Below are 26,414 nucleotides of genomic sequence, written 5' to 3'. Positions count from 1 at the left end.
CGTCTCAAGCCCTTTTCTGTTTTCTTGGCGCCATCGTTTTAATGCGGTCAACGATATGCGCGGCTGTCAGCCCAATTTCGCGCAGCAGCTCGCTGACGCTTCCGTGCTCAATAAACCGGTCAGGGATGCCCATCCGCTCGATCACCGCCTGATGGTAGCCGCGGTCATGGGCAAATTCAAGCACGGCGCTGCCAAAGCCGCCCTGTAGCACAGCTTCCTCGATCGTCAAAATCGGCAGGCGGCTTTCGAGCAGTTCAAGCAGCACCGCTTCGTCCATCGGCTTAATAAAGCGGGCGTTGACGACTTTGACCGAGACACCTTCTTTCGCCAATTGGTTGGCAGCCTCAAGCGCCATGGAGATCGTTGTCCCAAACGTCAAGATCGCCGCATCGCGGCCATCGCGCAACACTTCCCACGTGCCGATCGGAATCTCTTTCAGCTCCTCGTCAAGCGGAACGCCCAGGCCGTTTCCGCGCGGGAAACGCATGGCAATCGGCCCGTCATCGTAGCGGATAGCCGTATACACCATGTGCTGGCCTTCATTTTCATCTTTTGGCATCATCAGCACCAAGTTCGGCACATGGCGCAAAAAGGCGATGTCAAACACCCCCTGGTGCGTTTCGCCGTCGGCGCCGACAAGCCCGGCGCGGTCAATGGCGAAAAAGACGTTTAAGTTTTGCCGGCATACGTCATGGACGACTTGGTCGTACGCGCGCTGCAAAAACGTCGAATAAATGGCCAAAAACGGTTTCATCCCTTGCGTCGCCAGCCCGGCCGCCAGCGTCGTCGCATGCTGTTCGGCAATGCCGACATCAAACATCCGATCCGGAAATTCGCTTGCAAACCCTTCCAGCTTCGATCCGACCGGCATCGCCGGCGTAATGGCCACGATGCGCGGATCCGTGCGCGCGAGCCGGCGCACCGTTTCGCTGACAAGCGCGCTCCACGACGGCCCGGCTTCCTTCGTTTTCACAAACGCACCAGTTTCAATTTTGTACGGGCCGGTGCCGTGCCACGTTCCCACTTTGTCGTTTTCCGCCGGACTGTAGCCTTTCCCTTTTTTCGTGATCACATGCACGAGCACCGGACCTTTCATTTTCTTCGCATAACGCAAATTTTCAAACAGATCCTCAAAATCATGACCGTCCACCGGTCCTAAATACGTAAACCCGAGCTCTTCGAAAAACACGCCGGAAACGAGCAAGTATTTTAAACTGTCTTTCAAACGTTCGGCCGTGGCCGCCAGCTTGCCGCCGACCGCCGGGATGCGCTTGAGCAACAATTCAAGCTCATCTTTCACCCACTGATATTTGCCGGCTGTTCGCAACCGTCCGAGGATGTTGTGCAGCGCCCCGACGTTCGGGGCGATCGACATTTCGTTGTCATTTAAAATGACAATCATATCCGTTTTTTCATGGCCGATATGGTTGAGCGCCTCGAGCGCCATGCCGCCGGTGAGCGCCCCGTCGCCGATGATCGGCACGATGTATTCATCCGTCCCTTTTAAATCGCGGGCGATCGCCATGCCCATCGCTGCCGACAGCGACGTTGAGCTATGGCCTGTTTCCCAGACATCGTGCTCGCTTTCGCTCCGCTTCGGGAAGCCGGACAACCCCTTGTACTGGCGGAGCGTGTCGAACTCAGCAGCGCGCCCCGTCAAAATTTTATGCACATACGTTTGATGCCCGACATCCCAAATGAGTTTGTCTTTCGGGCTGTCAAACTCCCGGTGCAGGGCGATCGTCAGCTCGACGACCCCTAAATTTGGGCCGATGTGTCCTCCCGTTTTGGACAGCTTTTCAATTAAAAACCGCCGAATCTCGGCGCTTAACTGTTTCAGTTCCGGAATGGACATCGTTTTTAACACGCGCGGATGTTCAATTTTCGTCAAATCCAAATGAGATCACTCGCTTTCATTCGGTCATTCTCCGAGCCGATTCCCTAGAATACAGGTAGTATTATTATACATGATTCGCCGCGAAAAATCGACTTTTGCCGCCAACGCCGGCCTTGGCGCCACTGTATGGCCGCGGCGCGAAGATGAAAGACCTATCATGGGGCGGAAGCAAAAAAGCAACACAGCCGCCCTTGCTCCGAAGCAAGGGCGGCCGTTCCGCTTTTAATGGTCGCGGGCGGCGACCAGTTCGCAAATATAGGCGAGCGCGGCGCCGTCAACGTCGGCGTGCCGTAAATGGCGCTGCGCCGCCTCGATATGGAACGCCAACTTTTCCTTCGCGCCGGCAAGCGACAGCAACGCTGGATACGTCGCTTTGTTGTTGCTTTGGTCGCTGCCGACCGGCTTGCCGATTTTTTCTTCTGCCCCTTCAATATCGAGAATATCATCGCGAATTTGAAAGGCAAGGCCTAGATGGGCGGCAAATTCGTCAAGCTCCCGCGTTTGCCGGGCATCAGCGCCGCCGATCAAGGCGCCGGCGTGCACGCTGTATTGCAGCATTTTCCCGGTTTTATGCCGATGGATGTATTCGAGCTCCGAAAGCGTCAGCGTTTTCCCCTCTCCTTCCATATCGGCTACCTGACCGGCGACCATCCCTTCCGGACCGGCCGCTTTCGCCAGCCGTTCGATGAGCCGAAGCCGGACGGAAGGAGGGATGCGCTCATCGTCGATTTCGGTGATCAATTGAAACGCGTACGTCAACAACCCGTCCCCCGCCAAGATGGCCATCGCCTCGCCGAACACTTTATGGTTCGTCGGCTTGCCGCGCCGCAAATCATCGTTGTCCATGCTCGGCAAATCATCATGGATCAAAGAGTACGTATGGATCATTTCAATCGCGCAGGCGACGGGCAATCCGACCGCCGGGTCTTTGCCGAGCGCCCGAACGGTGGACAGAAGCAGCAACGGACGGATTCGTTTGCCGCCGGCCTCCAATGAGTACATCATCGCCTTTTTCAGCTTCGCCGGCCCTTCTAAGCGCTCTATATAACGGGAGAGCGCTGTTTCCACCGCCTGTTTTTGCTCGTTGAGAAACTGTTCAACTGAAAGCTGCGCCACCGCTTACTCCTCCTCCGGCGAAAAAGGCACGAGCTGACCGTCTTCGCGCAACATATACTCGAGCTGTTTTTCGACGTGCTGCAGTTTATCATGGCAAAGTTTCGACAGCTTCATGCCTTCTTGAAAAAAGACGATCGCCTCTTCAAGCGGCACATTTCCTTCCTCGAGCCGTTCGACGATTTCCTCAAGCTTTTTCATCGCTTCTTCAAACGTCAGCTCTTTTTCTTCGCTCATATTGTTTTCTCCTCCACTCCCGTCACTTGACAATCGACTTGTCCGTCTTGAATCCGGATGGACAGGCGCTCGCCGACCTGAAGCTGGCCGATTCGTTTGACAAGCTCGCGCCGCTCATTGTACACCAAACTGTAGCCGCGCTCCATGATGCGGAGCGGACTGAGCGCCTCAAGCCGCGCGACATGGGAACGAAAGCGGAGCGCATGGCGCTCTAAGGCGGTGCGCATCGCTTTTTCAAGCGCGCCGGCAGCCGCTTTTTGCCGCTCCTTCGTCCGCTCAAGCTCGGCCGCCGGGTGATGGCGCCACAGCCGCAGGCGCAGCTCACGCCATTGTTGGCGCTTCTTGTCGAGCAACCGTTCGCGCTGGCGGGCGAGCCGGTCGAGCAACACGTCAAGCTGCTGCTCTTTTTGTTCGTACAGCCGCCTTGGATAGCGGAAAGCGTACGATGCTTGAAGCCGCCGCAACCGTTCCTGGCTGGCAGCGAGCTGTTCTTTCATGGCGCGGATCATCCGCCATTTCCGCTCGGCGAGCCGCTCAGTCAGCTCCCCGACGTGCGGCGCAGCCAGCTCTGCTGCCGCCGTCGGTGTCGGCGCCCGCAAATCGGCGACAAAATCGGCGATCGTAAAATCGGTCTCATGGCCGACGGCGGAAATGACCGGCACGCGCGAAGCAAAGATGGCGCGGGCGACGATTTCTTCGTTAAACGCCCACAATTCTTCAATCGAACCGCCGCCGCGGCCGACAATGAGCACGTCAACCCCGCCGAACTCATTTGCCCGCTCGATGGCGCGCACGATTGACAGCGCCGCCCCGTCGCCTTGGACGAGCGCCGGAAACAAAATGATTTTCGCAAGCGGATAGCGGCGGCGGATCGTCGTCATAATGTCGCGCACCGCCGCTCCGGTCGGCGATGTAACAACGCCGATGCAGCGCGGAAACGCCGGAAGCGGCTTTTTATGGACGGGAGAAAACAGCCCCTCCGCCTCGAGCCGCTGCTTCAGCTGCTCATACGCCAAATACAGGCGACCGATGCCTTCCGGCTGCATTTCTTTTACATATAGCTGGTAGTTCCCATTCGGCTCATAGACGGAAATTTCCCCACGCACAAGCACGTTCATCCCATCTTCGGGACGGAACGGCAAATGTTGATTGTAGCCGGCAAACATGACCGCGGCAATGCGCGCCTGGCTGTCTTTTAAGGTAAAATACATATGGCCGCGCGAATGCTGCTTAAAGTTGGAAATTTCACCTTTCACCCATAAATCGCGCAAATGCGGGTCGACGTCAAATTTGCGCTTAATGTATTTCGTCAGCGCCCCGACGGTGACGTATTTCACTTCCATCGAAACCGCCTCACTTCACGGCGAGCTGCCGGGCCGCTTCGATCGTGTTGTGCAACAGCATCGTAATCGTCATCGGACCGACCCCTTTTGGCACCGGCGTGATATAGCCCGCCACTTCTTTGACGGCGTCAAAATCAACATCGCCGCACAGTTTACCGCTCTCCAAACGGTTGACGCCGACATCAATGACGACAGCTCCCGGTTTGACGTGGTCCGGACCGATGAGACGCGCCTTGCCAACCGCGACGATCAAAATGTCAGCCTGCCGCGTGACGGCCGGCAAATCAGGCGTTTTCGAATGGGCGTAGGTGACGGTCGCATGCTCGCGCAAAAACAGCTGGCCGACCGGTTTGCCGACGATGTTGCTCCGGCCGACGACGACGACATGCTTCCCGGCAATGTCGATGCCGGCAGATTTGACCATCACGAGAACGCCATGCGGAGTGCACGGAAGAAACGCCGGCTGGCCGATCATCATTTTCCCGACGTTGATCGGGTGGAAGCCATCGACATCTTTTTCCGGGGCGATCGTTTCAATGACCGACCATTCGCGGATATGCTCCGGCAACGGCAGCTGCACTAAAATGCCGTGCACCGCCGGATCGCCGTTCAGTTCGCGGATTTTCGCCAACAGCTCCTCTTCGCTGATGGACGCCGGAAATGTGTAAAGAAATGAACGAATGCCCACTTCAGCGCACGCTTTTTGCTTCCCTTTCACATACGAATGCGACGCCGGATCGTCGCCGACAAGAATGACGGCCAGCCCCGGCTCAACGCCGCTTTCCTTCAACTTCGCTGTTTCTTCCGCCAACCCGGCGCGAATCGTTGCGGCCAGTTCTGCTCCGCTGATGATTTGTGCTGTCATCGTATCTCGTTCCCCTCTCCTTGTTCGTCCATCCATATCGGTTTGCCTGACTTGACGCCGAAAGCTTGCGCAGCCGGCGGCCTGTCCTATTTTTGCAGCGCCGCCTTCACTTTCGAAAGCACGCCGTTGACAAAACTCCCGGATTTCCAATCGCCGAATTTTTTCGCCAGCTCGACCGCTTCATCGAGGCTGACGCTCACCGGCACATCGTCGACATACTTCATCTCATACGTCGCCATGCGCAAGATGGCGCGGTCCACATTGGCCACCCGCTCAAGCGTCCACTTTTCCAAATTGGCACGCAACAGCTCGTCAATTTCCTCCTGGTGCTCGACGACGCCTAGTACAAGCTGGCGCAAAAATGGATCCGCTTCGCTGCTTCCTGCCACATTGGCCAGCGCCTCCTCCGGCGGAATGTGCCCGACGTCGATTTGAAACAGCGCCTGCAGCGCTTTTTCCCGCGCTTCATGCCGCTTCATTGCCTTCCCCCCTCTCTAAATACGAACATTTATATTAAAATCTTATCATATTTTTCGGAAAAAGCCAGCCCCTTCCCGTCGCCCGTCTTGCTGCCGATTTTACACCGCCGGCTCCGCTGATGGCCTCGTTCATTACAATAACAGACTTTGACGAAAAAAACAAAAGGCGGCTGCTCCGAAAGCAGCTGCCTTCTGTTTTTGTCACCGTTGTTCGACGGTGTCGTGCTCCTGTTTTCCGCTTTCAAACTGAATGCCGACGATGTGCACGTTTACTTCGCTCGTTTCCAAGCCGGTCATGTTCCAAAGCGCCTGGCGCACGTTTTCCTGCACCTTTTTCGCCACGTTCGGGATCGACGCGCCGAACTGGACGAAGCAATAAAGGTCAATGACAACCCCGTCATCGCGCAAATCGACTTTGACGCCTTTGCCGTGATGCTTTTTGCCGAACCGCTCGGCAACGCCAGCGGCGAAATTGCCGCGCATTTGCGCAACGCCATCGACTTCGCTGGCCGCGATGCCGGCGATCACCTCGATCACTTCCGGTGCAATTTCGACTTTGCCAAGCCCGGTGTACTCCTGTTCGGAGTTAAACATATGTTCAGACATGGGGCACCTCCTATTCCGCCTTCATAATATCATATAACTCCAAAAACTTCGTATTAAACTCGCCGCTTTGGAATTTCTCATGCTCCATTAATTTTATGTGAAACGGGATCGTCGTATGAATGCCTTCAATGACAAACTCCGAAAGAGCCCGTCTCATGCGGGCGATCGCCTCCTCACGCGTCGGCGCGTGAACGATTAGTTTGGCGATCATCGAATCGTAATACGGCGGAATCGTATAGCCCGGGTAGGCGGCGGAATCGACGCGCACGCCCGGACCACCCGGCGGCAAATACATGGCGATTTTCCCCGGCGACGGCATAAAGTTTTTCGCTGGGTTTTCCGCATTGATGCGGCATTCGATCGCCCAACCGTTAAAGGAGACGTCCTCTTGGGTGAGCGACAGCTTTTCACCGGCAGCGACGCGGATCTGTTCTTTTACTAAATCGACACCGGTAATGAGCTCGGTGACCGGGTGCTCCACCTGAATGCGCGTATTCATTTCCATGAAATAAAACTGTTTGTTCCGGTGGTCATAAATAAATTCGACCGTGCCGGCGCCCATGTAGTTGACCGCCTTGGCCGCCTTGACCGCCGCCTCGCCCATCCTCCGGCGCATGTCGTCGTCAAGGGCCGGCGACGGCGCTTCTTCGACAAGCTTTTGCAGCCGGCGCTGGATCGAGCAGTCGCGCTCTCCTAAATGAATGGTGTTGCCATATGAATCGGCGAGCACTTGAATTTCGACATGGCGGAAATCTTCGATATACTTTTCAATATAAACGCCAGGGTTGCCGAACGCCGTCGCCGCTTCTTGCTGGGTGATGTTGATGCCTTTGACGAGCTCTTCTTCGTTGCGGGCGACGCGAATTCCTTTCCCACCGCCGCCGGCCGTCGCTTTGATGATGACCGGGTAACCGATTTCAGCGGCGATCGCCCGCGCCTCCTCAAGACTTTCAATAACGCCGCGCGAGCCCGGCACAATCGGCACACCCGCTTCCCTCATCGTCTCGCGGGCGATGTCTTTAATCCCCATTTTGGCGATCGCTTCCGGGCTCGGGCCGATGAACGTGACATTGCATTCACGGCACAGCTCGGCAAACGCCTCGTTCTCCGCCAAAAAGCCATAGCCCGGGTGAATGGCGTCACAGCCGGTCAACGTGGCAACGCTCATGATGTTGGTGAAATTCAAATAGCTGTCTTTCGAGGCGGTCGGCCCGATGCAGTACGCCTCATCCGCCAGCTGCACATGCAAGGCGTCGCGGTCAGCCTGCGAAAAGACGGCGACCGTCTCAATGCCGAGCTCCCGGCAGGCGCGAATAATGCGGACGGCGATTTCCCCGCGGTTCGCCACCAACACTTTTTTGATCATCGTCCGTTCTCTCCCTTAGTCAGGCTTGACCAAAAACAACGGCTGGCCGTATTCGACGAGCTGGCCGTTTTGCACGAGCACCTCGACAATTTCGCCATCGACTTCCGCTTCAATTTCATTAAACAGCTTCATCGCCTCGATGATGCAAACAACCGTATCTTTTTTCACTTTGTCGCCCGGCTTCACATACGGCGGCTTGTCCGGCGCCGGCGCTGCGTAGAACGTGCCGACCATCGGCGATGTAATTTGATGCAAGTTGCCTTCCACAGCCGGCTTTGCTTCTTTGGCCGCCGTCGGTTCCGTTTCCGGCGCCTGCTTCACTTCCGAAGCCGCCACTTGGACAGGCGCAAGCGCCGGGGCCGCCGTCGGTTCGACCGCTGCCACTGCCTGTGCGGGCGCCGCCGGTGCGGCTGCCGGTGCAACGGCGACAGCAACCGCTTTTTTCATATGTACTTTCGTTTCTCCTTGCTCATATACAAATTCATCGATTGAGGATTGATCGACCAACCGAATCAATTCGCGGATTTCTTGAATTTTCATCGTTCTCACACCTTTCTCCAAGTGTCAGCCCGTCTTTTGCAGGCGGTGATCAAACGTATTCATAACGATTATACACACAACTGCAGGGCAAACGAAAGGTTTTTATGCAAAAAAAACTGCTCTGGCAAAGAGCAGCGCGTTCATCCGGCCGGCTGGAACTCGACGGTGACATATTGGGCATCCGGAATTTCTTTTTTCACCATATGAATGACTTCATTCGCCGATTTAGATGAGCTTTGTTTCGCTTTGATCGTCACGCGCACTTGGTTGTCATCGGCGCGCACGAGCACGTCTTCATACCCGCCTTTCGATTTGATGAGCGTCTCCAACGTTGCTTCTTTTTCGGACAATGCTTGCAATTTTTCAATTTTGTCGAGCGCTTCACTTTTTTCTTCCTCCGTCGCGTTCGCTGAAGCGACAATGGCGTTCAGCTCATCGCGCAGCCGGCTCCGTTCATCCTCAATTTTCATGCGCAGCGCTGTAAACAAATCATCGCCTGCGGTTGACGGCTCCTCTTTCGCTCCAGTCTCTTCCACCGCTACGCTTGGTTGTTTGGCCGGCTTTTCTGTTTTCTCATTCGCGGTGAGCGCCGGGCTGTTGCCCATCTCTTTCGGCGCCGTGACATAATACACCGACAGTACGACTACTAAGCTTAGCATCGTCAACAGCCATACCGTTTGTTTTTTCAACATGGCGATCTCCTCTCCCCTTACTTGAGTCATTTTTTCGGCAAGACCGCGACGCGGTAGCTCGGAACGTTTAACACGCGCGTCACCGCCTCGACGATCCATTTTTTAATTTGCAAGTTGTCGGCCCCTTTGGCGACGACAAGCACACCGCGAATATCCGGCTTTTTCGTGGCGACAACAAGCGGCGTTTCCTCGTCGCCATTGCGGATGATGATCACTTCTTCGTTTGTCGACTGATTTTCAATCGTCCGTTTTCCGCCTTCCTTGTCGCTTTCTTCGGTCGTTTGCTGCTGGGTCGAGCGTTTTTTCTCAAACAGCTTCAGCTCGGTTGAGTCAAGGTTGACGACAACGGTGACATCCTCAACCCCTTCAATTGCTTCGAGGGCGGCTTTCAACTCCTTCTCGTACCGTTCCTCATAGGCGGCGATCACTTTATCCTTTGTCTCCTTGCTCGACAAAAACGCCGGCTCGGACGGGGATTCCGGCTGATTGGCGGAAGGCTTGGCTTCGGCATCGTCTGCGCTACCTGCAAAGTGACTCGCCGCCATGAGCGCCACACCGGCCAGCAGCAGGACAACGACATATGAGAACGGCATGTGTTTTCGCGCCCCTTCCCCGTTCCCGTCTTTGGGCGGGGAAGAAAGAAATCGTTTGAAAAACGAGAGCATCCCCCCTATTCCCTCCCTCTAAATTGCACGGCAATTTTATTTTCATCGACTTCCCATTTGCCGGCGAGAAAGGCGCGCACCTCTTCAGCCAGCGAGGCATCGCTCTCGGGCAAAGCCGGCGGCTTTATTGTATCGATGACAACCGGCTCCACCGCGCTGGAAGGGCGTTGTTTCAAAAGCGCCACTTCAATCGTCTTGATGTCCTCTGGCATGCGCCAATTTTCGTTGTGATCGGCGTAAACTTTGACATCAGCCTTCAATCCATACTTTTCCATCAACTCCCCGTTTACGTCGTTTTCGAGCTGGACAGCCATTTGTTCTAAAATATATGCGCGTTGTGAAGCTTGTATTTCTTTTTTCTGTTGTTCCATTTGATTTTTTATCTCCTCTTCCCCCTTGAAGCCTTCGGAAAAACGGGCAAGTGCTGAAGCGACAAGCTGATCCGGATCCGCCGAAGCCATCCGGAGCACCGGCGTCAACATAATTAGGAGAAGCAAAAGTCCGACGACCATTTTGACATATTTTTGCATCGTCCCGGACGGCAGCAAAAAATCGATGATGATGGCAAACAACAAAAACAAAATGATGTTCGTCACCCATTCAATCACAAGCTGCATAACGTTCCTCCTAGCGGACCATCATCGTAATATTCCCTGCCATAACCATGACGGTGAGGCTGAAGAAAAACATGAGCGAGACGATCAAAAGCGCCGCGAGCACATAGGCGATGCTTTTGCCGATAATGTTGAGGCAAGACAGCACCGGACTGCCGCCAAGCGGCTGCAACAGCGCGGCTGATAGTTTGTAGATGATGACGATGGCGAAAATTTTCACCGCCGGAAAGATGGCAATCATCAACAACACAGCCACCCCGACCAATCCGACCGCATTTTTGAGCAGCATCGAAGCGGCAACGACCGTATCGGCTGCATCAGTAAACAGCTTGCCGACGACCGGGATGAAGTTGCCGGTGACAAATTTCGCCGCCCGCAGCGCCACCCCGTCCGCCACCGCCGCTGTTGCCCCCCGCACCGACATAACGCCAAGGAAAACCGTCAAAATGAGGCCGAGCAAACCGAGGGCGGCCTTGTTCAACAAATCGGCAAGCTGGGTCGCCTTGTACCGGTCGCTGAGCGTGCTGACGACACTTAAAAGCGCCGCTAGCAACAGAAGCGGGAGCGTGACATATTCCACGACAACGCCGGTTGTGTTCATCAAAAACAAAATGATCGGATGGAAAAACGCCGCCGATACGACGCCGCCGGAGGAGGCGAGCAAGGCGAGCAAAAGCGGAACGAGGGCGATGATAAAATGGCTCATCGTCCGCACCGCCTCGAGCGCATAGCCGGTTGCGAGGCGGAAGCTGTTTAAGGCGAGCAATAACAGCACCATGTAGACGACGGCGTGGGCGATTTTGCTTACCTCCTGCTGGGCGAACGCGTTTTGCAGCGATTGCAGCACGGTGCTGAAGACAGCGAGCAAAATGAGCGTCCCAAGCAGCTTCCCGTTGACTTGCAGTTCATAAAATAAATAACGGGCGAGCGCTTTCAGCCACTCGACGGGCGACCATTGCCGGTCGCCGCTTAAAAAATCGGAGAGCGGCCCTTTTTCGCTTTCCGGCAAAAAGCCCCCATACTCATGGACGATCGTTTCCCAATAACGGCGGATGTCGCTGACATCCAAATGAGCGAGCTGCTCGCTGACGTACGGCCCATCGCTCGCAGCTTGTACGACGAACGGGCAAAAAAAGAGAGAGAGCAACCCCGCAATGAGGAACGCTGTCCGCTTCAATCCGTTCCCTCCTTATCGCGCCGCCGGAATGAGGCTGATGACCGCTTCAATGATGGCAGTCAAAATTGGGACGGCGAGCGCCAAAATGACGATTTTGCCGCCGAGCTCAATTTTGGCAGCGATCGCCCCTTGGCCGGCGTCTTTGGAAATTTGCGCGGCAAACTCGGCGATGTAGGCAATGCCGATAATTTTCAACATCATTTCCAAGTACACCATTTGAATGTGGGCGCCTTCCGCCATCTCCCGCAGCGTCAGCAAAATATTGCTGATTTGGTCAACAAGAAGTAAAAAAATGGTGCATCCGACAAAAACAGTCAATAAAAAGGAGAGGCTCGATTTTTGTTCTTGCAGCAGCACAACGAGGAACGTCGCCACCAACCCGAGGCCGACGATTTGCAAAATGTCCATGGCCTCTCCCCCTATCCGCGGAACAAAAAGACATCTTTAATTTTTTGAAACAAATCGCTTACAATCGAAGCGACCATAAACAAAATATAAATAAAGCCGAGCAGCGTCACCCACTGGGCGTATTCTTTCCTTCCCATCTGGTCGAGCACCGTATGCAAAAACGCGATGACGATGCCGACGCCGGCGATTTTTAAAATGATATCGACATCGATGCCCATTCGTCCTGCCTCCTGTCTACATGAGTAAAATGACGAGCAGCAGCCCGGCTAACACGCCTAAACTTTTCGCCATTTTGCCATAGCGCGCCTGATCGTCCAGCGCCTCCGCTTCCTCCCGCTCAAGATGGGCGAGCGCCAAGGCGATTTGCTGTTGCTGGGTGAGCCGGTCATACTGGCCGAGCGTGGCGCCAAACTGTTTCATTACTTCCCACTCTCCTTGTTTGAGCGCGGTCTTCCCCCATACAGCCCGCAAGCTTTTTTCCCATGCTTCGGCCACGCTCGTTTCACACGCATGCAACGCCGCCGCAAACTGGGCAAACAGCTCGCCAATCGGAGCGGCCGTCTGGCGGGCGATATGCTGAGATGCCTCGGCAAGCGGCGTATGTCCGTACATCACTTCCGCTTCGAACGCCCTGAGCGCCGCTTTCAGCTGGCGAAGCTGGCGCGGCCGTTCGTACAAGGCGCGGGCGGCTGCCATCCCCATCCAAGTGGAGGCGGCAAGAATCAACAAGGCGCCCAGCCACTTCATCGGCCCGCCACCGCCCGCTCGTACAGCACGGCGCCGTTGGCGTCAACAATGCGCCGGATGAAGCCGGGATGCGGGACGTTCGTCAACTCAATAAACCGTTCAAACACCCGTTGCTCCATGACCGGACGCAGCGTCGGCCGCTGCCAAACATCTCGAACGGTGCGCCCGTGCACGGTCGTCCATATCGAAACGCCGGCATTCGCCGCCTCCAGCACCGCTTCGCTGTCTTCCTCGCGCCCAATTTCATCCACAATCATGACATCCGGACTCATCGAGCGAATCATCATCATCATCCCTTCCGCTTTCGGACAAGCGTCCAACACATCAAGGCGTGGGCCGAACGAAAATTGCGGAATGCCTTTCACGCAGCCGGCGATTTCCGACCGCTCGTCAACGATCGCTACCTTTTGCGCCGGAATGCGCCCAGTTCCGCTGCTGATCAGGCGCGCCGCGTCGCGCAACAGCGTCGTTTTGCCGGTCTGCGGGGAACCGATGATCATCGTATGGCGCCAGCGCCCATCATACACATACGGAATCAGCGGATCGGCAATGCCGATTTGCTCTTTGGCAATGCGGATGTTAAAGGAGGCGACATCGCGGATGGCTTTCACCTTGCCCCCTTCTGTAACGACTTTGCCGGCGAGCCCGACGCGATGGCCGCCTTCAATCGTCATAAATCCACGCCTCAGCTCCTCTTCGACGGCATAAATCGAATAATGGCTCAACTTGTTGAGCAAGTACACGCCGTCCTCTTTCGTCACTTCATATGGCAGCAAGCGGGCCTTCCCATCGACGATCACTTCAAGCGGCCGGGAAATACGGATGCGGATTTCTTCGATGCTGCGCCCCCAGGAAGGCATCTGCTGCAGCACAGCGGCGATCGTTTTCGGCAAAATTCCCCATACCGCTTCCATGGCCCTCCCCCTTTTTGGTGGACTAGTCTATATGTATGGGCGGAAGATGCTGTTTATGCCTTACTTGTAAATGCCGAACAAAATGAGCGCCACCCCGAGCGCGATGAACGCGAGCCGAGAAAACGAAAGCTCATCCGCCAGCGAAAGCAGACCGATCGCCATCGTTACGATCAGCACAGTCGGGCCGACAGCAGCGAGCACGGCGTTAATGGCGAGCGCCTTTCTTACATCATTAAAGACCAACATCAGCAGCGCTGCACTCAGTTCAATAAGCGCCGACAACATTCGCATGCCCGCCATCGCCAAAACGGACGAATCGATCGATCGCAGCCAATGTTTCATGTGTCCCTCCTCAAATAGAGATGGATTAGTACAAACGTATGCGGGAACAAGCCGTTTCAGAAGAAGTTTTTGCCGGTGAAAACGGGGATGGACAACGAAGCAGGACGGGGCACCTTTGGCGCATAAAAACAGCACCGGCCCGGAACATTCCGGATCAGTGCTGCCCTTGTTCAGGTTCTTACGCCCGTGACACGTATGTGCCGTCAGCCGTATTGATGATGAGGGTGTCGCCTTCGTTGACGAAAAATGGCACTTGAACGACAAGGCCGGTTTCAAGCTTGGCCGGTTTCGAACCGCCGGAAGCGGTGTCGCCTTTAATGCCCGGCTCGGTTTCAACAACTTTCAGCTCAACGGTATTCGGCAGCTCGATGCCGATCGTTTCGCCCTGGTACATCATGATGAACACTTCCATATTTTCTTTCAAAAACTTGAGCTCATATTCGATTTGCTTTGCCGGCAGCTCAATTTGCTCATATGTTTCCATGTCCATAAAGACGTGTTGATCGCCGTTGGCGTACAAATATTGCATTTTGCGCGTGTCAATTTGCGCCCGGTTCACTTTTTCGCCGGCGCGGAACGTCCGCTCTTGAATGGCGCCGGTGCGCAAATTTCGCAGTTTCGAACGGACGAACGCCGCACCCTTGCCCGGCTTGACGTGCTGAAACTCAAGGACGCGCCAAATCTCGCCGTCGACCTCGATGGTAAGTCCTGTGCGAAAATCGTTGACTGAAATCATTGCCCGAAATCCTCCTCACGCTATCCGTTATAAAATGATCAGTTCTTTCGGCGAATGAGTGAGCGCTTCGTTCCCATCGGCGGTAATGACCGCATCATCCTCAATGCGCACCCCGCCGAGCCCCGGGATGTAAATGCCGGGCTCGACCGTCACAACCATGCCCGGCTCCAGCACCGCATCGGAGCGGGCCGAAAGCGTCGGCCCTTCGTGAATTTCAAGGCCGATGCCGTGGCCGGTTGAATGTCCGAAATAATCGCCATACCCTTGTTCGCGAATATAATCGCGCGTCAGTGCGTCAGCCTCTTTGCCGGTCATGCCCGCTTTGATCCCGCGCATGCCGCGCCGCTGCGCTTCAAGGACAATGCCATAAATCGTTTGCAGCTCAGCGCTGACTTGGCCGACGGCGACCGTCCTTGTCAGGTCGGAACAATATCCCTTGTAGTAAGCCCCGAAATCAAGCGTGACGAGTTCGCCGCGCTCGATCGTTTTTTCGGACGCCACCCCGTGCGGCAGCGCCGAACGGTAGCCAGAAGCGACGATCGTATCGAAGGAGGACGAAGACGCCCCTTGTTTGCGCATAAAAAATTCAAGCTCATTCGCCACTTCAATTTCTTTGACGCCCGGACGAATGAACGACAAAATATGAGCAAATGCAGCATCGGCAATTTCCGCTGCTTCCTTTAATATCTTAATCTCTGCTTCCGACTTAATCAAGCGCAACTTTTCCACGACATGGGATGTCGGCGCAAGCTCGGCATCAATCGCCTCTTCATACGCCTTGTACGCCGCATACGTCACATGCTCCTGCTCAAAGCCGAGCGTTTTGATCCCGAGCCGCTTCACTTGTTTCGCGATTTCATCGACGATCGGTCCGCTGTGCTGGACGATTTCAAATCCTTCAACTTGCTTGGCCGCCTGCTCGACATAGCGAAAATCCGTAATAAAGACCGCCCCTTGGCGGCTGACAAGCGCAACGCCGGCGGTGCCAGTGAATCCGGTAATGTAGCGGCGGTTGCAGCCGTTTGTCACCAACAGCCCGTCAAGATGCTGCTCTTCAAGCAACGCTCGAAGCCTTTCCAGCTTTTCCATGTTTCATTCTCCTCTGCCCATGAATATTGTAATACAAAGGCGATGTGATACGTTGGCGGTTGCCGATGCGCGAGATCGGCTGCGCCTAAAAAATATGGAAACCTTCTTTATTTTACCATGATCGCAGCAGTTTCCGCCATATGCGCCTGCTTTGGCCGACAGCTTAGCTTCCTTCCTTGGCCGCCTGCGGTTCAGCGCTTGGCGACGGCCGGTTCATTTCCTGCGCCTCGAAAGAAACCGAATACCCGACAAACACGCCGTACAAAATGTACAAGCAGAGCGTTGTAATGACCGTATTCGTCTCTAAATCCGCAACCGGCTTCACGTTCGGAAACAGCGGATTGAGCAAATAAAACACCACTACCCAAAGCGCAGCGCCATACAACATTCCCGCCCACATGCCGCGGATGTTCCTTAGCAGTGCATAGTAAAGAAGCGCCGCCGCAATGGAAATGATGCCGATCAACACAATAGCCGCATAATTGCCGGCTTTGCCGTATTTCCAATCGCCGGCGACCCACGGGATGAGAACCATGTTCGGACTGATTTCGCTGAAGTTGAAAAAGTAAGCCAAATAGCCCATCAAGCTCCAAAACACCCCGCCGACAAATCCGGTGATAATCGTTTTTTGCACGAGCGTCATCGGCCGTTCCGTTTTTTCTTGCTCCAGTTTTCCTTTCTGTTCCGCCATCATGCTACACCTCCTTGTCTGTTAGTATGACCTGCAATTTGCCGCCCCATGAATCAAGCAAAAAAATGACCGCCTCTGTGTAAATAATGGATTTTTTGGAAATCATAACAGTAACATCAACCTAGAGGTTTCCGGACGTTTCTTGTAGAATAAAATAATAAACATAAAAAATAGGTTGGTGTTTGCCCGATGAAACAAGAGAAACCGTTATACGGCGGCCAGGCGGTTGTCGAAGGGGTCATGTTTGCCGGCAAAACGCATTCTGTCACCGCCATTCGCCGCACCGATGGAACGATCGAGTACTTTTCCGCACCGCGCCGCGCCAATCCGACGCTGGCCGCCTTCAAAAAAATCCCGTTTGTCCGCGGCATCGTCGCCATTATTGAAGCGAGCGCAACCGGGGCCAAACATTTGCAGTTTGCAAGCGAACGGTATGACGTCGCCCTAGGGGAAGAACAGACGGAGGCCGAAAGCAGTTCCAACCTGACGCTGATTCTCGGCGCCGCCGCGATCGGCGTGCTCTCGTTTTTGTTCGCCAAAACGGTGTTCACGCTCATCCCAGCGTTGCTCGCCGCCGCTTTCAAGCCGCTCATCCCGGGAAAAACGGGGCAAATTTTGCTTGAAGGGGCTTTTAAGCTTGCCTTATTGCTCGGCTACATTTACTTTATTTCCTTGACGCCGCTTGTAAAACGCGTCTTTCAATACCACGGGGCGGAACATAAAGTGATCAACGCCTATGAAGCGGGCTGGCCGCTCACTGTCGAACATGTCCAACGCGCCTCGCGCCTTCACTACCGGTGCGGCAGCAGCTTCATTTTATTTACCGTCATCGTCGGCTTGTTTCTGTATTTGTTCGTGCCGACCGATCCGCTTTGGCTGCGGATTGTGAACCGGCTCGCCTTAATTCCGGTCGTGCTCGGCGTTTCGTTTGAGGTGCTGCAGTTTACAAATAAATGGAGGGACATTCCGTTGCTGCGCTGGCTGGGCTATCCCGGTCTATGGCTGCAGCGGTTGACGACAAAAGAGCCGGACGACGACCAAGTGGAAGTGGCCATCGCTTCGTTCCAGCAGCTTCTTCGTTTAGAGGCGGAAGCGGAAGCGAAAAAAGCGGTGCAGTAATCGTAAAGGGGGTGGATTCATTGCGGCACAGGGCTGTTCACCCGCTCGCCGGACTTATGATTTTGCTTGGGACGCTTGGCATTGTGTATACCCTTTTTGCCCATCCGACGGTGCTGTTTCGCCAGCTGTTGTTTGTTGCGCTGTTTGCAGCCGCGATTTATCTCTTTTACCGTTTCGTCTACCAACGCCGCACTAGCAAAGAACGATTGTCGTATCTAAAAGCGGTGCGGCAGTCGAAAAAGCTTCATCCCCGCTCCGCGCACAAGCAGCCGAAGCCGGCGAAACTAAAACGGCCGTTGAAAAAGCGAACGGCGACTCCGCATTTGACCGTCATCGAGGGCAAAAAAGGCAAAAAAAAGAATCGGGCTTCCTTTTAGCTTGATTCTTTTTTGTTTTGGGCGCTCAAAACGCCCACCGCTGCAAAAACTGCCGCGCCCGCTCGCGCCCATAGTCAATGAGACGCCGGCGCGCTTCCAGGTCGATGGAAAAATCGGTCGCAAGAACGTTTTCCACCGGCAAAAAGATGATGTTTTTTTCATGGCGGCGCGAAATATAGCGGGCGTCATGCGCCTCTTTCATCGCCTCAAACAACGCTTCGTACAAATCAAGCGCGTTGGCAATGCGCCGTTTCGGCCGCTGGCCGGGCTTGGCGCTCAATTGAACGCCGAGCACCGGCCGTTTTTTCGTTTCTTTTTCTTCATCAAAGAGAAACAGCGGAAAGTTGCTGAGCACCCCGCCGTCAACGATGAGGGAGGTGCCGTCCCGTCCGTGAAGGCGGACCGGCTCGAAAAAGTACGGAATGCTCGTGCTCATCCGCACCGCCTTGGCGATCGAAAACGAGCCGGGGTCAATGCCGTATATCGCCAAATCATCCGGCAGCACGACGATGCGCCCGTTCGTCACATCGGAGGCAACGATATACAAACTGTCAGCTGGTACATCCCGAAACATACGCACTCCGCGGGCAGCGAGCGCCGATTCGATCCACTGTTCAAACACGTTTCCCTTATAAACTCCTAAATGCCAATATAGACGCACCCACTTCCAAACAGAAAACGGAACCCACGACGCCCGTTCATCCAAAAACTGCTCCAGCCTAAGCTCCTCGAACAACTGCGTCATCTCACGGGCGGTGTATCCAGCCGCCAGTAGCGCAGCAAGCAGCGCCCCGGCGCTCGTCCCGGCAAGCCGCTTCCAGCGCAGCCCTTTTTCTTCAATGGCCTCATACGCCCCCAGCAACGCAAACCCTTTCACTCCGCCGCCGGAAAAGACGAGATCAATGTCCATCGCCGCCTCCCCTTTCTCGCTGTTTATATATATATGTAAGAGAAAGAAAAGGCGTTTAGTACGAAAAACAAAAAAGAGCAAGCAGTCGCTTACTCCCCTTGCTCATTGCGCTTTTGCACGTCGCGCAGCGCCTCAAGACGGCGTTCGTCCTCTTGAAAATATTGCACCAAATCGCCAATCCGGTCGATGGCGTTCCAACTCAAATGGTGTTCAATCCCTTCCACATCGCGGTAAATGTTTTCTTCGTTGACGCCAATGAGGCGAAGAAACTGCTCAAGCAGCTCATGGCGGTACACAAGCCGTTGGCCGATTTTTTTTCCTTTCGGCGTCAAGACAAGGCCGCGGTACTTTTCATACACCAAATATTCATCTTTATCGAGCTTTTGCACCATTTTCGTCACTGAAGAAGGGTGAACGGACAACGCTTCCGCGATGTCCGAAACGCGGGCATAGCCTTTTTCTTCAATCAACAAGTAAATTTGTTCAATATAATCTTCCATGCTCGGTGTCGGCAACGTTTGTCCCCTCCTGCAACGTTTGCCTGCCGCCAGCAAATCCCCCGGCCTATACCGTCACTCCGATGCGTCGGCCCTTTTGGCAGACAAAAAGAGCAATCATTTCTATTGTACCATAAAAGGGGCATTACGTAAAATACTGCACCTCAGCCGCCGGGAAAAAGCGGGCAATGTACGAACGCATCGTTTCCTCCAGCTCCTGCGCCTCCTCGTCACGATACACGTATTTGCCGATGCCGTACCGCCCCCACTTATACTTGCGCTTCGATTCGTCCAAATCGAGCTTGGTTTTCGGGTAACGCTGCTCGATGACCCGCTTGGCCGGCTTGGTAAACCGATGCTGGATGAGCTCAAACGTCAAACTAGATAAATCCACTCCTTTCAAAACATTCGTACTCCTTTGCGATTTGCCATGACAGCTCATAAACGCAATGATACAATAAAACTAAGCTGAAAGGGGGGATGCAGAATGTCTCACGAGCTTGTCGAATTGCTTCGCTCAGTGCTGAAAGAGGAGTTGCAGCCGATTCATGAACGCCTCGACCGACTAGAAGCCGGACAACAGCGCCTCGAAGAACGGCAACAACGCCTCGAAGAACGACAACAGCGCCTCGAGGAAAAGTTGGACCATTTCATCATCGAAACGCGCAGCCATTTCAAAAAAATCGAGGACGAGCTGGCTGAGCATCGGCGTATGTTCGAGATACTGTCACATGATTGGCGCAACGCGAACATTGCGATTGAATATTTAAATCATAAGATCGGCCAGCACGATCTGGAAATGTATCAACTCAAAAAGCGGCTCGAACTCCAAGAAACAAAATAAAAGAGCATGCCCGATGACCGGCGCATACGCTCTAACTGCTTAGCTTACCCACGCTTGCGAATGCGGAAATTGTCTTCCAACAGCACCCAGTTTTCCGGATACGGATACCCGAGCACCCAGTAGCTGATTCCGCGCAATCCGTATTCTTTCACCAATTCAAATTTCGCCAACGCGCTGCGGGCGTCTTCAAACCATACTTCGTGCTGGCGGCCTTGCTCGTCCGTGTACCGGTAAAACGGCGAGGCGGCCGCCGCATCGTATTGGATGGACGCCCCGTAGCGAATGGGGCTAGCCGGTTCGGGTCGCTCAGTTCATTGGCGGCGACAATCCGCTCGAGTGGAACGCCGTAACGCTGAGCCAACTGCCAAAGCGTCTCCCCGCGTTTTACGACATGAACAATCATGACGCTCCCCCTTTCGTTCCCTCCTTTTACCACTACATCTTGGCTTTTGCCTTTTATGTAAAAAAACGCCGGTTCCTCTACGGAAACCAGCGTTTCATCCATCCAAACCCATCCGTATCACCATTACAGGCCGCACTTCAGCTGGGCGCCGCAGTTCGTGCACGTGTTGCAGCCGCCGATCTCTTCGACCGTTCCTTCGCGGCAAATCGGGCAAATGTTGCCGATTTCGGAGCCGATCGTCACATCGGTGGCGCGCACATCTTGAATCGTATCGACAAGCACGACGGCGCGTTTCGTTTCTTTTTCCTCTTGTTCTTCTGGAAGCAGTTCTAGCTGTTCTTCGATCCGGTTTTCTTCCGCTTTCAACGTTAACACTTGCTCATCGCGGCTGCCGTCGACGTAGACGGTGCCGCCTTTCGCGCCGCCGCGCCATAAACGCTCGTACACTTTTTGCACTTGCTCGACGGTGTAGCCTCTCGGCGCGTTGACCGTTTTCGACAAGCTCGAGTCGACCCAGCGCTGAATGATGCATTGCACATCGGCGTGCGCTTCCGGCGGCAAGTCCATCGCCGTCACAAACCAAGGCGGCAAATGGTTCGGGTCGGCTTCCGGATGTTTGTCCAAATATTCTTGGACAATGTCCGCTTTCACTTCGATAAATTTGCCCAAGCGCCCGCTCCGGTAGTACGAGAACGAGAAGTACGGCTCCAGCCCGGTTGAGACGCCAACCATCGTTCCCGTCGATCCTGTCGGCGCCACCGTCAGCAAGTGTGAGTTGCGGATGCCGTATTTCAAAATATCTTGGCGAATGTCATCCGGCATCCGTTTCATGTAACCGGTGTTGATGAACGCTTCGCGCAACTTTTGCGTTTCTTCTTCCGTTTCGCCGACCAAAAACGGGAAGCTGCCTTTTTCTTTCGCCAGCTCGATCGAGGCCCGGTAAGCGGTCGTGGCGATCGTGCGGAACAGTTCGTCCACAAGTTGATTTCCTTCCTCGGAGCCGTACGCTTTTTCGCAGTAAATGAGCAAGTCGGCAAGCCCCATGACGCCAAGGCCGATGCGGCGCTCGCCGAGCGCCTGTTTTTTGTTTTCCTCAAGGAAGTATGGCGTAGCATCAATGACGTTGTCTTGCATCCGCACCCCGATTTCAACCGTACGCTTCAGTTTTTCATAGTCCACGACTTTCCGCTCTTTGTCCACCATGTTCGCCAAGTTAATGGCGGCCAAGTTGCAGACCGAATATGGCGCAAGGGGCTGTTCCCCGCACGGATTGGTCGCCACGACTTTTTGTCCGTACGCGCGAGCGTTCGTCATTTCATTGGCATTGTCGATGAAGAAAATGCCCGGCTCGGCTGAATACGTCGCACAAATGTTGATCAACTTCCAAAGCTCGCGGGCGCGGATTTTCCGGTAGACGCGGACGCGGTAGCCCATTTGTTCCCATTCGCGCACATCGCCGACTTCATGCCATTTTTCATTGTAAATGCGCATTTCTTCTTCAGAATACGTTTCTACGTCCGGGAAGCGCAACGCGTATTCTTCGTCCTTTTCGACCGCTTCCATGAATTCTTTCGTCAAGCAGACGGAAATGTTCGCACCGGTCAAAAAGTCCGGGTTGTGCACCGTGTATGTACCGCCGGTGCGCAGTTTTTCTTCGGCATCTTTGATAATTTCCTCTGTGAAGCCGCCGTAGTCAGGCGCGTTTTTGTACCGGACGATCGCTTCGTACATCGTCCGCTCCCGCTCGGTGAGCGGCGTGAATTTCAGTTTGTCGCGCGCTGCTTTTTTGATGCCCTCGTCTTCCATATTTTCAAGCAGGTAGCGCAAAATGCGCGGGTTTTGCATTTTCGAGACGATGAATTCGATAATGTCCGGGTGCCAGTCGGCCAGCATAATCATTTGGGCGCCGCGGCGGGAGCCACCTTGCTCGACAAGGTGGGTCAGCTTCGCAATGTCGTCAAGCCATGAGACCGACCCGGACGATTTGCCGTTCACCCCGCGCGCAAGCGTATGGCGCGGCCGCAATGTCGAGCCGTTCGTCCCAACGCCGCCGCCGCGGCTCATAATTTCCATCACCTGCTTCCGATGTTCGGAAATGCCTTCGCGCGAATCTTTCACAAACGGCATCACATAGCAGTTGAAATACGTCACTTCCTTGCCTGAACCCGCCCCGTACAACACGCGGCCGGCCGGAACAAAATTCAAGCTGGCGAGCTCTTGATAAAACTTTTCGAACCACTCTTTCCGCTTTTCTTCGGTCTTTTCCACCGCCGCCAGCCCGGTCGCATTGCGCTTGGCGATTTGCTCATAGAAAATCTCGAGCGGCTTGTCGATAATGTCGAGCGATCGAAGGACAATGCCGGTTTCCGCCTCCTCGCCTTCGAGCACGTGCCGGTATTCGTCTTCAATCAACACGCGCGCTTTTTTCGCCTCCCAGTCAATATCGACGATAAAACCGAGACCGCGGGCTGGGAATTTCGGGTCCTCCTTGATCGTCAACACAACGAAATCGCCCGGTGTGAGCGTCAGCTTTTCCGTATCCTTAAACGAATAACGGTCCAACATGACCAAACGGGATACGCCTTTATGGGTGATGTGCATATCCGGCGTAATCGGATGCACTTGCGGAAATAGGCGGATATCCTCGTTCAGCTTGTCAATATTGATTTTCATTTTTTCGGACGACGCCACCGTCATTCTCCTATCTCTCCTCTTTTATATAATTATATAATCTCTCATGTTTTTGCCAATGTTGCCCTGTCTTCTCTACCTTACCATATCAAACAGAAAAAAACAATATATAGTATGATTTTTTACGAAAATCATACTATATATTGTGATTTAGAACAGATCATTTCGTTTTTGTCAAGCAAAAAAAGACAAAAAACGGCGAAAAACGGACCAGCCATGCCGTTTTTGCCAAAACAGGAGCGATGTTCCATATTGCCGCCTAACGCTTAAAGTTCCATTCATCGCTTTCGTATTTCGTCCGCGCCAGCTCTTCGACGTACGCCAACTCTTCGGCGGTGAGCGTGTACGGTTCCAATACGATGTTCAATCCTTTTTCAAATCCTTTGTAAAACGCTTCTTTCGCTTCCTCGATCGTCACCGTGCGGCTCGTCAACTCATTGATCGCGACGGCTTTCTTTTTAAAATCGCGCTGCAGACGCTCTTTCACCCGCTCGTTTGGATATTTAAACAAGCTGAACAGCAAGTCTTCGTCCAAATCGAGCAAAATCGAACCATGCTGCAAAATGACGCCTTTTTGCCGCGTTTGCGCGCTGCCGGCGATTTTCCGCCCCTCAACGACAAGTTCGTACCACGACGGTGCGTCAAAGCAAACAGCCGAGCGCGGGCTGCGCAAATCCGCTTTTTCTTCTTCTGTTTTCGGCACGGCGAAATACGCGTCAAGCCCAAGGAAGCGAAATCCTTCCAAAATGCCCTGGGAGATGACGCGATACGCTTCCGTCACCGTCTGCGGCATCGCGGGATGCGATTCGGAGACGATGACGCTGTATGTCAACTCTTTGTCATGAAGAACGCCGCGCCCGCCAGTCGGGCGGCGGACAAAGCCGAGGCCGTTCCGTTTCACCGCGTCTAAATCAATTTCTTTCTCCACTTTTTGAAAATAGCCGATCGACAACGTCGGCGGATTCCAGCCGTAAAAGCGGACCGTCGGCGGAATTTTTCCTTCGCTGTGCCACTCTAAGAGCGCCTCATCAAGCGCCATATTAAACGACGGCGAGCCCTCGCCGGAGTCAATAAAGCGCCATACTTCCTTTTTAGCCATCGTTCCACCTTCTTTTCAGAATCACCTTTACTAGTTTAGCAAACAACGCCGGCCAAGGGAAGAAAAATGTCATCGCGAAAACACTTTGCTTCCGAGCGGCAACTCTATATAATAGGAAATAGCGGACAAAGCGAAAGGAGGCATGACGGGTGGAAGCATTGCTCATTATTCTCGGGGCGGTCATCGTGTATTCCGTCATTACGTACTTCTGGCAGAAGAGAATTGTCAAAGCATTGACAGAAGAAGAGTTCCGCGCCGGCTACCGGAAGGCGCAATTGATCGATGTCCGTGAACCGGATGAGTTTGCGGCTGGACATATTTTAGGGGCGCGCAACATCCCGCTGACCCAACTGCGCATGCGCATGAAAGAATTGCGCAAAGACCAGCCGATTTATTTATATTGCCAAAACGGGCTGCGCAGCGGGCGGGCCGCACAAATGCTTTACCGGAAAGGGTATCGCGATTTGTACCATTTAAAAGGCGGATTTAAAACGTGGACCGGGAAAGTGAAGAAAAAAGCGTAGCGATCGGCAAAAAGAGGCGCGCTGCCGGACTAGGCAGGCGCCTTTGCTGTTGCGGCCGTCAAGGAGCCGTCTCAAATTCCGGCGGCAGGACGACCGCCTCAAGCACCGAAGCAGCCGCGCCGATGGCGCAGCTTTTCTCTTTCAGCTTGGAGGAGATGATAGACGGCTCGCTTTCTTTTTTGACGAGAATGCGCTCCCTCACCTCTTTGCGCGCTGCATCAAGCACGAAATCACCGGCCTGAGCAAGCGGGCCGCCGATAATGATCGCCTCCGGATTGTACGCGTAGATCACCTGCAACAGTCCGATGCCGAGATAACGCCCCGTTTCCTCCAAAATGCCGGCCAACGGTTCATCGCTTTCCGCCGCCAGCGCCATCGCGGCGATGGAAAAGCGGTCGTCCAGCCACTCCGAACGGCCTTCTTCGGCCAAACGGCGTTCAATATATTTTTGTGAAGCGTACATTTCCCAGCAGCCGGTATTGCCGCAAGTACAGCGGACGCCGTTGACATCGATCGTATGATGGCCGATCTCGCCCGCTAGCCCGTTCACCCCGCGATACAGCTGATGATGAAGGACGACGCCGGCGCCAATGCCGATGCCGGCGCTAATATACACAAAATGGGCAAACTCCTTGCCGGCGCCGAACCATTTTTCGCCAAGCGCCGCCAGTTTCGCCTCGTTTTCGACGATGACCGGATATTGCGGCCATCGCTTTTGCAAGGCCGATGCCAACGCCACATCGCCCCAACGCAAGTTCGGCGCAAAAATCACCGTCCCGCTTTCCGTATGGACAACGCCCGGCACCCCGATGCCGATTCCCATTACGCCGTACGGCGTCGTCGGCGCCCGGCGGACCGCGGCTTCAACCAATTCGGCCATCTCGCCGACAATCGCCTCCTGCCCTTCGGACGGGCGGAACGAACGCCGCTGCTCCCATATGATTTCAGCATTTAAGTTCGTCACCACGGCGTACAAATAGTTAACGCCGAGCTCGACGCCGACAAGCGAACCGGCGTCGGCATTAAAGCGGAGCATGAGCGGCCGGCGTCCGCCTGTGGAGACGCCGATGCCGCTTTCATGGACAAAATGCTCGGCGATCAGCTCATCGACGAGCGCTGAAACCGTCGCTTTATTCAGTCCGGTCGTTTTCGCAATATCGGCGCGTGAAATCGGGTGTTGGTCGCGGATCAATTTCAGGACGAGCTGTTTATTTATTTTTTTGACAAGAGTGATGTTCCCTGTCCTCACGTTTTCGGTCATCCTTTTCGTCATGACTTTTAGTATGCACCGCGAATGATGGATCAGCCATTGCTATTAGTTTATATAATAAACTAACTCGACTTTTCTGTCAATGCCGCCATAGCAATGCAGCTGTCCCCAAACGAAACGGCCCGCCCACTGTCGGGCGAGCCGTTTGTCGGTATCACG

Annotated in this window: 31 protein-coding genes and 2 pseudogenes; 5 read left to right on the top strand and 28 right to left on the bottom strand. The window is 54.4% G+C overall.

Annotation, left to right across the window (positions count from 1 at the left end; translation table 11 throughout):
- Positions 1-4: 4 nt before the first annotated feature.
- Complete coding sequence (gene dxs / locus NSS88_RS14110; RefSeq protein ID WP_061580535.1) at positions 5-1,897, bottom strand: 1-deoxy-D-xylulose-5-phosphate synthase; 1,893 nt, start codon at positions 1,895-1,897, stop codon at positions 5-7.
- A 70-nt stretch (positions 1,898-1,967) separates the two neighbouring features.
- On the opposite strand from dxs, the gene NSS88_RS14105 reads away from it, so the two are divergent.
- The gene (locus NSS88_RS14105; protein WP_160331341.1) at positions 1,968-2,123 is read left to right on the top strand and encodes a hypothetical protein; all 156 of its coding nucleotides are present in this window, start codon (positions 1,968-1,970) and stop codon (positions 2,121-2,123) included.
- On the opposite strand, the gene NSS88_RS14100 is transcribed toward NSS88_RS14105, so the two are convergent.
- The 20 genes from NSS88_RS14100 to NSS88_RS14005 all read right to left on the bottom strand — a co-directional run bounded on the left by NSS88_RS14100 (position 2,120) and on the right by NSS88_RS14005 (position 16,524).
- Positions 2,120-3,013: a polyprenyl synthetase family protein gene (locus NSS88_RS14100; protein WP_061580534.1), complete on the bottom strand. Its 894-nt coding sequence runs from the start codon at positions 3,011-3,013 to the stop codon at positions 2,120-2,122. The two genes, NSS88_RS14105 and NSS88_RS14100, sit on opposite strands and share 4 nt — an antisense overlap.
- Before the next feature lie 3 nt (positions 3,014-3,016).
- Complete coding sequence (locus NSS88_RS14095) at positions 3,017-3,247, bottom strand: exodeoxyribonuclease VII small subunit (protein ID WP_033009414.1); 231 nt, start codon at positions 3,245-3,247, stop codon at positions 3,017-3,019.
- The gene (gene xseA / locus NSS88_RS14090) at positions 3,244-4,590 is read right to left on the bottom strand and encodes an exodeoxyribonuclease VII large subunit (protein WP_033016436.1); all 1,347 of its coding nucleotides are present in this window, start codon (positions 4,588-4,590) and stop codon (positions 3,244-3,246) included. Before xseA ends, NSS88_RS14095 begins: the two co-directional genes overlap by 4 nt.
- Before the next feature lie 10 nt (positions 4,591-4,600).
- Entirely contained in the window at positions 4,601-5,455 is an 855-nt protein-coding gene (folD, locus tag NSS88_RS14085; protein ID WP_033009410.1) for a bifunctional methylenetetrahydrofolate dehydrogenase/methenyltetrahydrofolate cyclohydrolase FolD, read from the bottom strand.
- A gap of 86 nt (positions 5,456-5,541) precedes the next feature.
- A complete protein-coding gene (gene nusB, locus NSS88_RS14080) occupies positions 5,542-5,934 on the bottom strand; it encodes a transcription antitermination factor NusB (protein WP_033016434.1) in 393 nt (130 codons plus the stop codon).
- 201 nt (positions 5,935-6,135) lie between these two features.
- Entirely contained in the window at positions 6,136-6,540 is a 405-nt protein-coding gene (locus NSS88_RS14075; RefSeq protein WP_055358013.1) for an Asp23/Gls24 family envelope stress response protein, read from the bottom strand.
- A 10-nt stretch (positions 6,541-6,550) separates the two neighbouring features.
- A complete protein-coding gene (gene accC / locus NSS88_RS14070; protein ID WP_049624623.1) occupies positions 6,551-7,906 on the bottom strand; it encodes an acetyl-CoA carboxylase biotin carboxylase subunit in 1,356 nt (451 codons plus the stop codon).
- 15 nt (positions 7,907-7,921) lie between these two features.
- Positions 7,922-8,446: an acetyl-CoA carboxylase biotin carboxyl carrier protein gene (accB, locus tag NSS88_RS14065; RefSeq protein ID WP_049624624.1), complete on the bottom strand. Its 525-nt coding sequence runs from the start codon at positions 8,444-8,446 to the stop codon at positions 7,922-7,924.
- A gap of 140 nt (positions 8,447-8,586) precedes the next feature.
- Positions 8,587-9,138, bottom strand: a complete 552-nt coding sequence (locus NSS88_RS14060) for a SpoIIIAH-like family protein (RefSeq protein WP_033016429.1) — start codon at positions 9,136-9,138, stop codon at positions 8,587-8,589.
- Positions 9,139-9,164: 26 nt separating this feature from the next.
- Complete coding sequence (gene spoIIIAG / locus NSS88_RS14055) at positions 9,165-9,803, bottom strand: stage III sporulation protein AG (RefSeq protein ID WP_033009400.1); 639 nt, start codon at positions 9,801-9,803, stop codon at positions 9,165-9,167.
- 5 nt (positions 9,804-9,808) lie between these two features.
- Positions 9,809-10,420: a stage III sporulation protein AF gene (gene spoIIIAF / locus NSS88_RS14050; RefSeq protein WP_033016427.1), complete on the bottom strand. Its 612-nt coding sequence runs from the start codon at positions 10,418-10,420 to the stop codon at positions 9,809-9,811.
- Positions 10,421-10,430: 10 nt separating this feature from the next.
- Positions 10,431-11,594, bottom strand: coding sequence for a stage III sporulation protein AE (gene spoIIIAE / locus NSS88_RS14045; protein ID WP_033016426.1), 1,164 nt, complete (start codon positions 11,592-11,594; stop codon positions 10,431-10,433).
- Between the two features lie 12 nt (positions 11,595-11,606).
- Positions 11,607-12,002 carry a stage III sporulation protein AD gene (spoIIIAD, locus tag NSS88_RS14040; protein ID WP_049624625.1) on the bottom strand — a complete coding sequence of 132 codons (396 nt, stop codon included), beginning with the start codon at positions 12,000-12,002 and terminating at the stop codon, positions 11,607-11,609.
- A gap of 11 nt (positions 12,003-12,013) precedes the next feature.
- Positions 12,014-12,220 carry a stage III sporulation protein AC gene (gene spoIIIAC / locus NSS88_RS14035; RefSeq protein ID WP_020960538.1) on the bottom strand — a complete coding sequence of 69 codons (207 nt, stop codon included), beginning with the start codon at positions 12,218-12,220 and terminating at the stop codon, positions 12,014-12,016.
- A 16-nt stretch (positions 12,221-12,236) separates the two neighbouring features.
- Complete coding sequence (gene spoIIIAB, locus NSS88_RS14030) at positions 12,237-12,749, bottom strand: stage III sporulation protein SpoIIIAB (protein ID WP_033009392.1); 513 nt, start codon at positions 12,747-12,749, stop codon at positions 12,237-12,239.
- Positions 12,746-13,663, bottom strand: coding sequence for a stage III sporulation protein AA (gene spoIIIAA / locus NSS88_RS14025; protein WP_033016424.1), 918 nt, complete (start codon positions 13,661-13,663; stop codon positions 12,746-12,748). Before spoIIIAA ends, spoIIIAB begins: the two co-directional genes overlap by 4 nt.
- A 60-nt stretch (positions 13,664-13,723) precedes the next feature.
- On the bottom strand, positions 13,724-14,005 hold the full coding sequence (locus tag NSS88_RS14020) for a YqhV family protein (RefSeq protein WP_033009388.1): 282 nt from the start codon (positions 14,003-14,005) through the stop codon (positions 13,724-13,726).
- 178 nt (positions 14,006-14,183) lie between these two features.
- On the bottom strand, positions 14,184-14,741 hold the full coding sequence (gene efp / locus NSS88_RS14015; protein WP_033016423.1) for an elongation factor P: 558 nt from the start codon (positions 14,739-14,741) through the stop codon (positions 14,184-14,186).
- Between the two features lie 27 nt (positions 14,742-14,768).
- Positions 14,769-15,830 (bottom strand): M24 family metallopeptidase, encoded by a 1,062-nt coding sequence (locus NSS88_RS14010; RefSeq protein ID WP_033009385.1) that lies wholly within the window; start codon positions 15,828-15,830, stop codon positions 14,769-14,771.
- A 163-nt stretch (positions 15,831-15,993) separates the two neighbouring features.
- Entirely contained in the window at positions 15,994-16,524 is a 531-nt protein-coding gene (locus NSS88_RS14005; RefSeq protein WP_033016421.1) for a YqhR family membrane protein, read from the bottom strand.
- A 186-nt stretch (positions 16,525-16,710) separates the two neighbouring features.
- On the opposite strand from NSS88_RS14005, the gene NSS88_RS14000 reads away from it, so the two are divergent.
- Positions 16,711-17,640 (top strand): DUF1385 domain-containing protein, encoded by a 930-nt coding sequence (locus NSS88_RS14000; RefSeq protein WP_033016420.1) that lies wholly within the window; start codon positions 16,711-16,713, stop codon positions 17,638-17,640.
- A gap of 20 nt (positions 17,641-17,660) precedes the next feature.
- Complete coding sequence (locus NSS88_RS13995; protein WP_049624626.1) at positions 17,661-18,017, top strand: SA1362 family protein; 357 nt, start codon at positions 17,661-17,663, stop codon at positions 18,015-18,017.
- A gap of 25 nt (positions 18,018-18,042) precedes the next feature.
- On the opposite strand, the gene NSS88_RS13990 is transcribed toward NSS88_RS13995, so the two are convergent.
- From NSS88_RS13990 to NSS88_RS13980, 3 genes and pseudogenes are all read right to left on the bottom strand, one after another.
- A complete protein-coding gene (locus NSS88_RS13990) occupies positions 18,043-18,927 on the bottom strand; it encodes a patatin-like phospholipase family protein (protein ID WP_049624627.1) in 885 nt (294 codons plus the stop codon).
- Positions 18,928-19,016: 89 nt separating this feature from the next.
- Positions 19,017-19,442, bottom strand: a complete 426-nt coding sequence (gene mntR, locus NSS88_RS13985; RefSeq protein ID WP_033016413.1) for a transcriptional regulator MntR — start codon at positions 19,440-19,442, stop codon at positions 19,017-19,019.
- A gap of 127 nt (positions 19,443-19,569) precedes the next feature.
- Positions 19,570-19,827 (bottom strand): annotated as a pseudogene (locus NSS88_RS13980) (spore photoproduct lyase family protein); the annotation flags it as partial.
- Positions 19,828-19,911: 84 nt separating this feature from the next.
- Here NSS88_RS13980 and NSS88_RS13975 point away from each other — a divergent pair.
- Positions 19,912-20,268 carry a hypothetical protein gene (locus NSS88_RS13975; RefSeq protein ID WP_049624628.1) on the top strand — a complete coding sequence of 119 codons (357 nt, stop codon included), beginning with the start codon at positions 19,912-19,914 and terminating at the stop codon, positions 20,266-20,268.
- Between the two features lie 44 nt (positions 20,269-20,312).
- Here the strand turns inward: NSS88_RS13975 and NSS88_RS13970 are convergent.
- The 3 genes and pseudogenes from NSS88_RS13970 to NSS88_RS13955 form a co-directional block, all read right to left on the bottom strand.
- Positions 20,313-20,552, bottom strand: a pseudogene (locus NSS88_RS13970) (spore gernimation protein); the annotation flags it as partial.
- Between the two features lie 242 nt (positions 20,553-20,794).
- Positions 20,795-23,368 carry a vitamin B12-dependent ribonucleotide reductase gene (locus NSS88_RS13960; RefSeq protein WP_049624630.1) on the bottom strand — a complete coding sequence of 858 codons (2,574 nt, stop codon included), beginning with the start codon at positions 23,366-23,368 and terminating at the stop codon, positions 20,795-20,797.
- A 253-nt stretch (positions 23,369-23,621) separates the two neighbouring features.
- A complete protein-coding gene (locus NSS88_RS13955) occupies positions 23,622-24,461 on the bottom strand; it encodes a lipoate--protein ligase family protein (protein WP_033010185.1) in 840 nt (279 codons plus the stop codon).
- Between the two features lie 149 nt (positions 24,462-24,610).
- On the opposite strand from NSS88_RS13955, the gene NSS88_RS13950 reads away from it, so the two are divergent.
- Positions 24,611-24,985 carry a rhodanese-like domain-containing protein gene (locus tag NSS88_RS13950; RefSeq protein WP_033016410.1) on the top strand — a complete coding sequence of 125 codons (375 nt, stop codon included), beginning with the start codon at positions 24,611-24,613 and terminating at the stop codon, positions 24,983-24,985.
- Between the two features lie 58 nt (positions 24,986-25,043).
- Here the strand turns inward: NSS88_RS13950 and NSS88_RS13945 are convergent, their stop codons facing one another.
- Entirely contained in the window at positions 25,044-26,234 is a 1,191-nt protein-coding gene (locus NSS88_RS13945) for an ROK family transcriptional regulator (protein WP_064213575.1), read from the bottom strand.
- Positions 26,235-26,414 lie beyond the last annotated feature (180 nt).

The organism is Geobacillus sp. FSL W8-1251 (genome assembly GCF_038005945.1).
GTDB classification, from domain to species: Bacteria; Bacillota; Bacilli; order Bacillales; family Anoxybacillaceae; genus Geobacillus; species Geobacillus stearothermophilus.
Note: the sequence above shows the minus strand (reverse complement) of the source record. Positions and strands in the feature narration are given on the sequence as shown.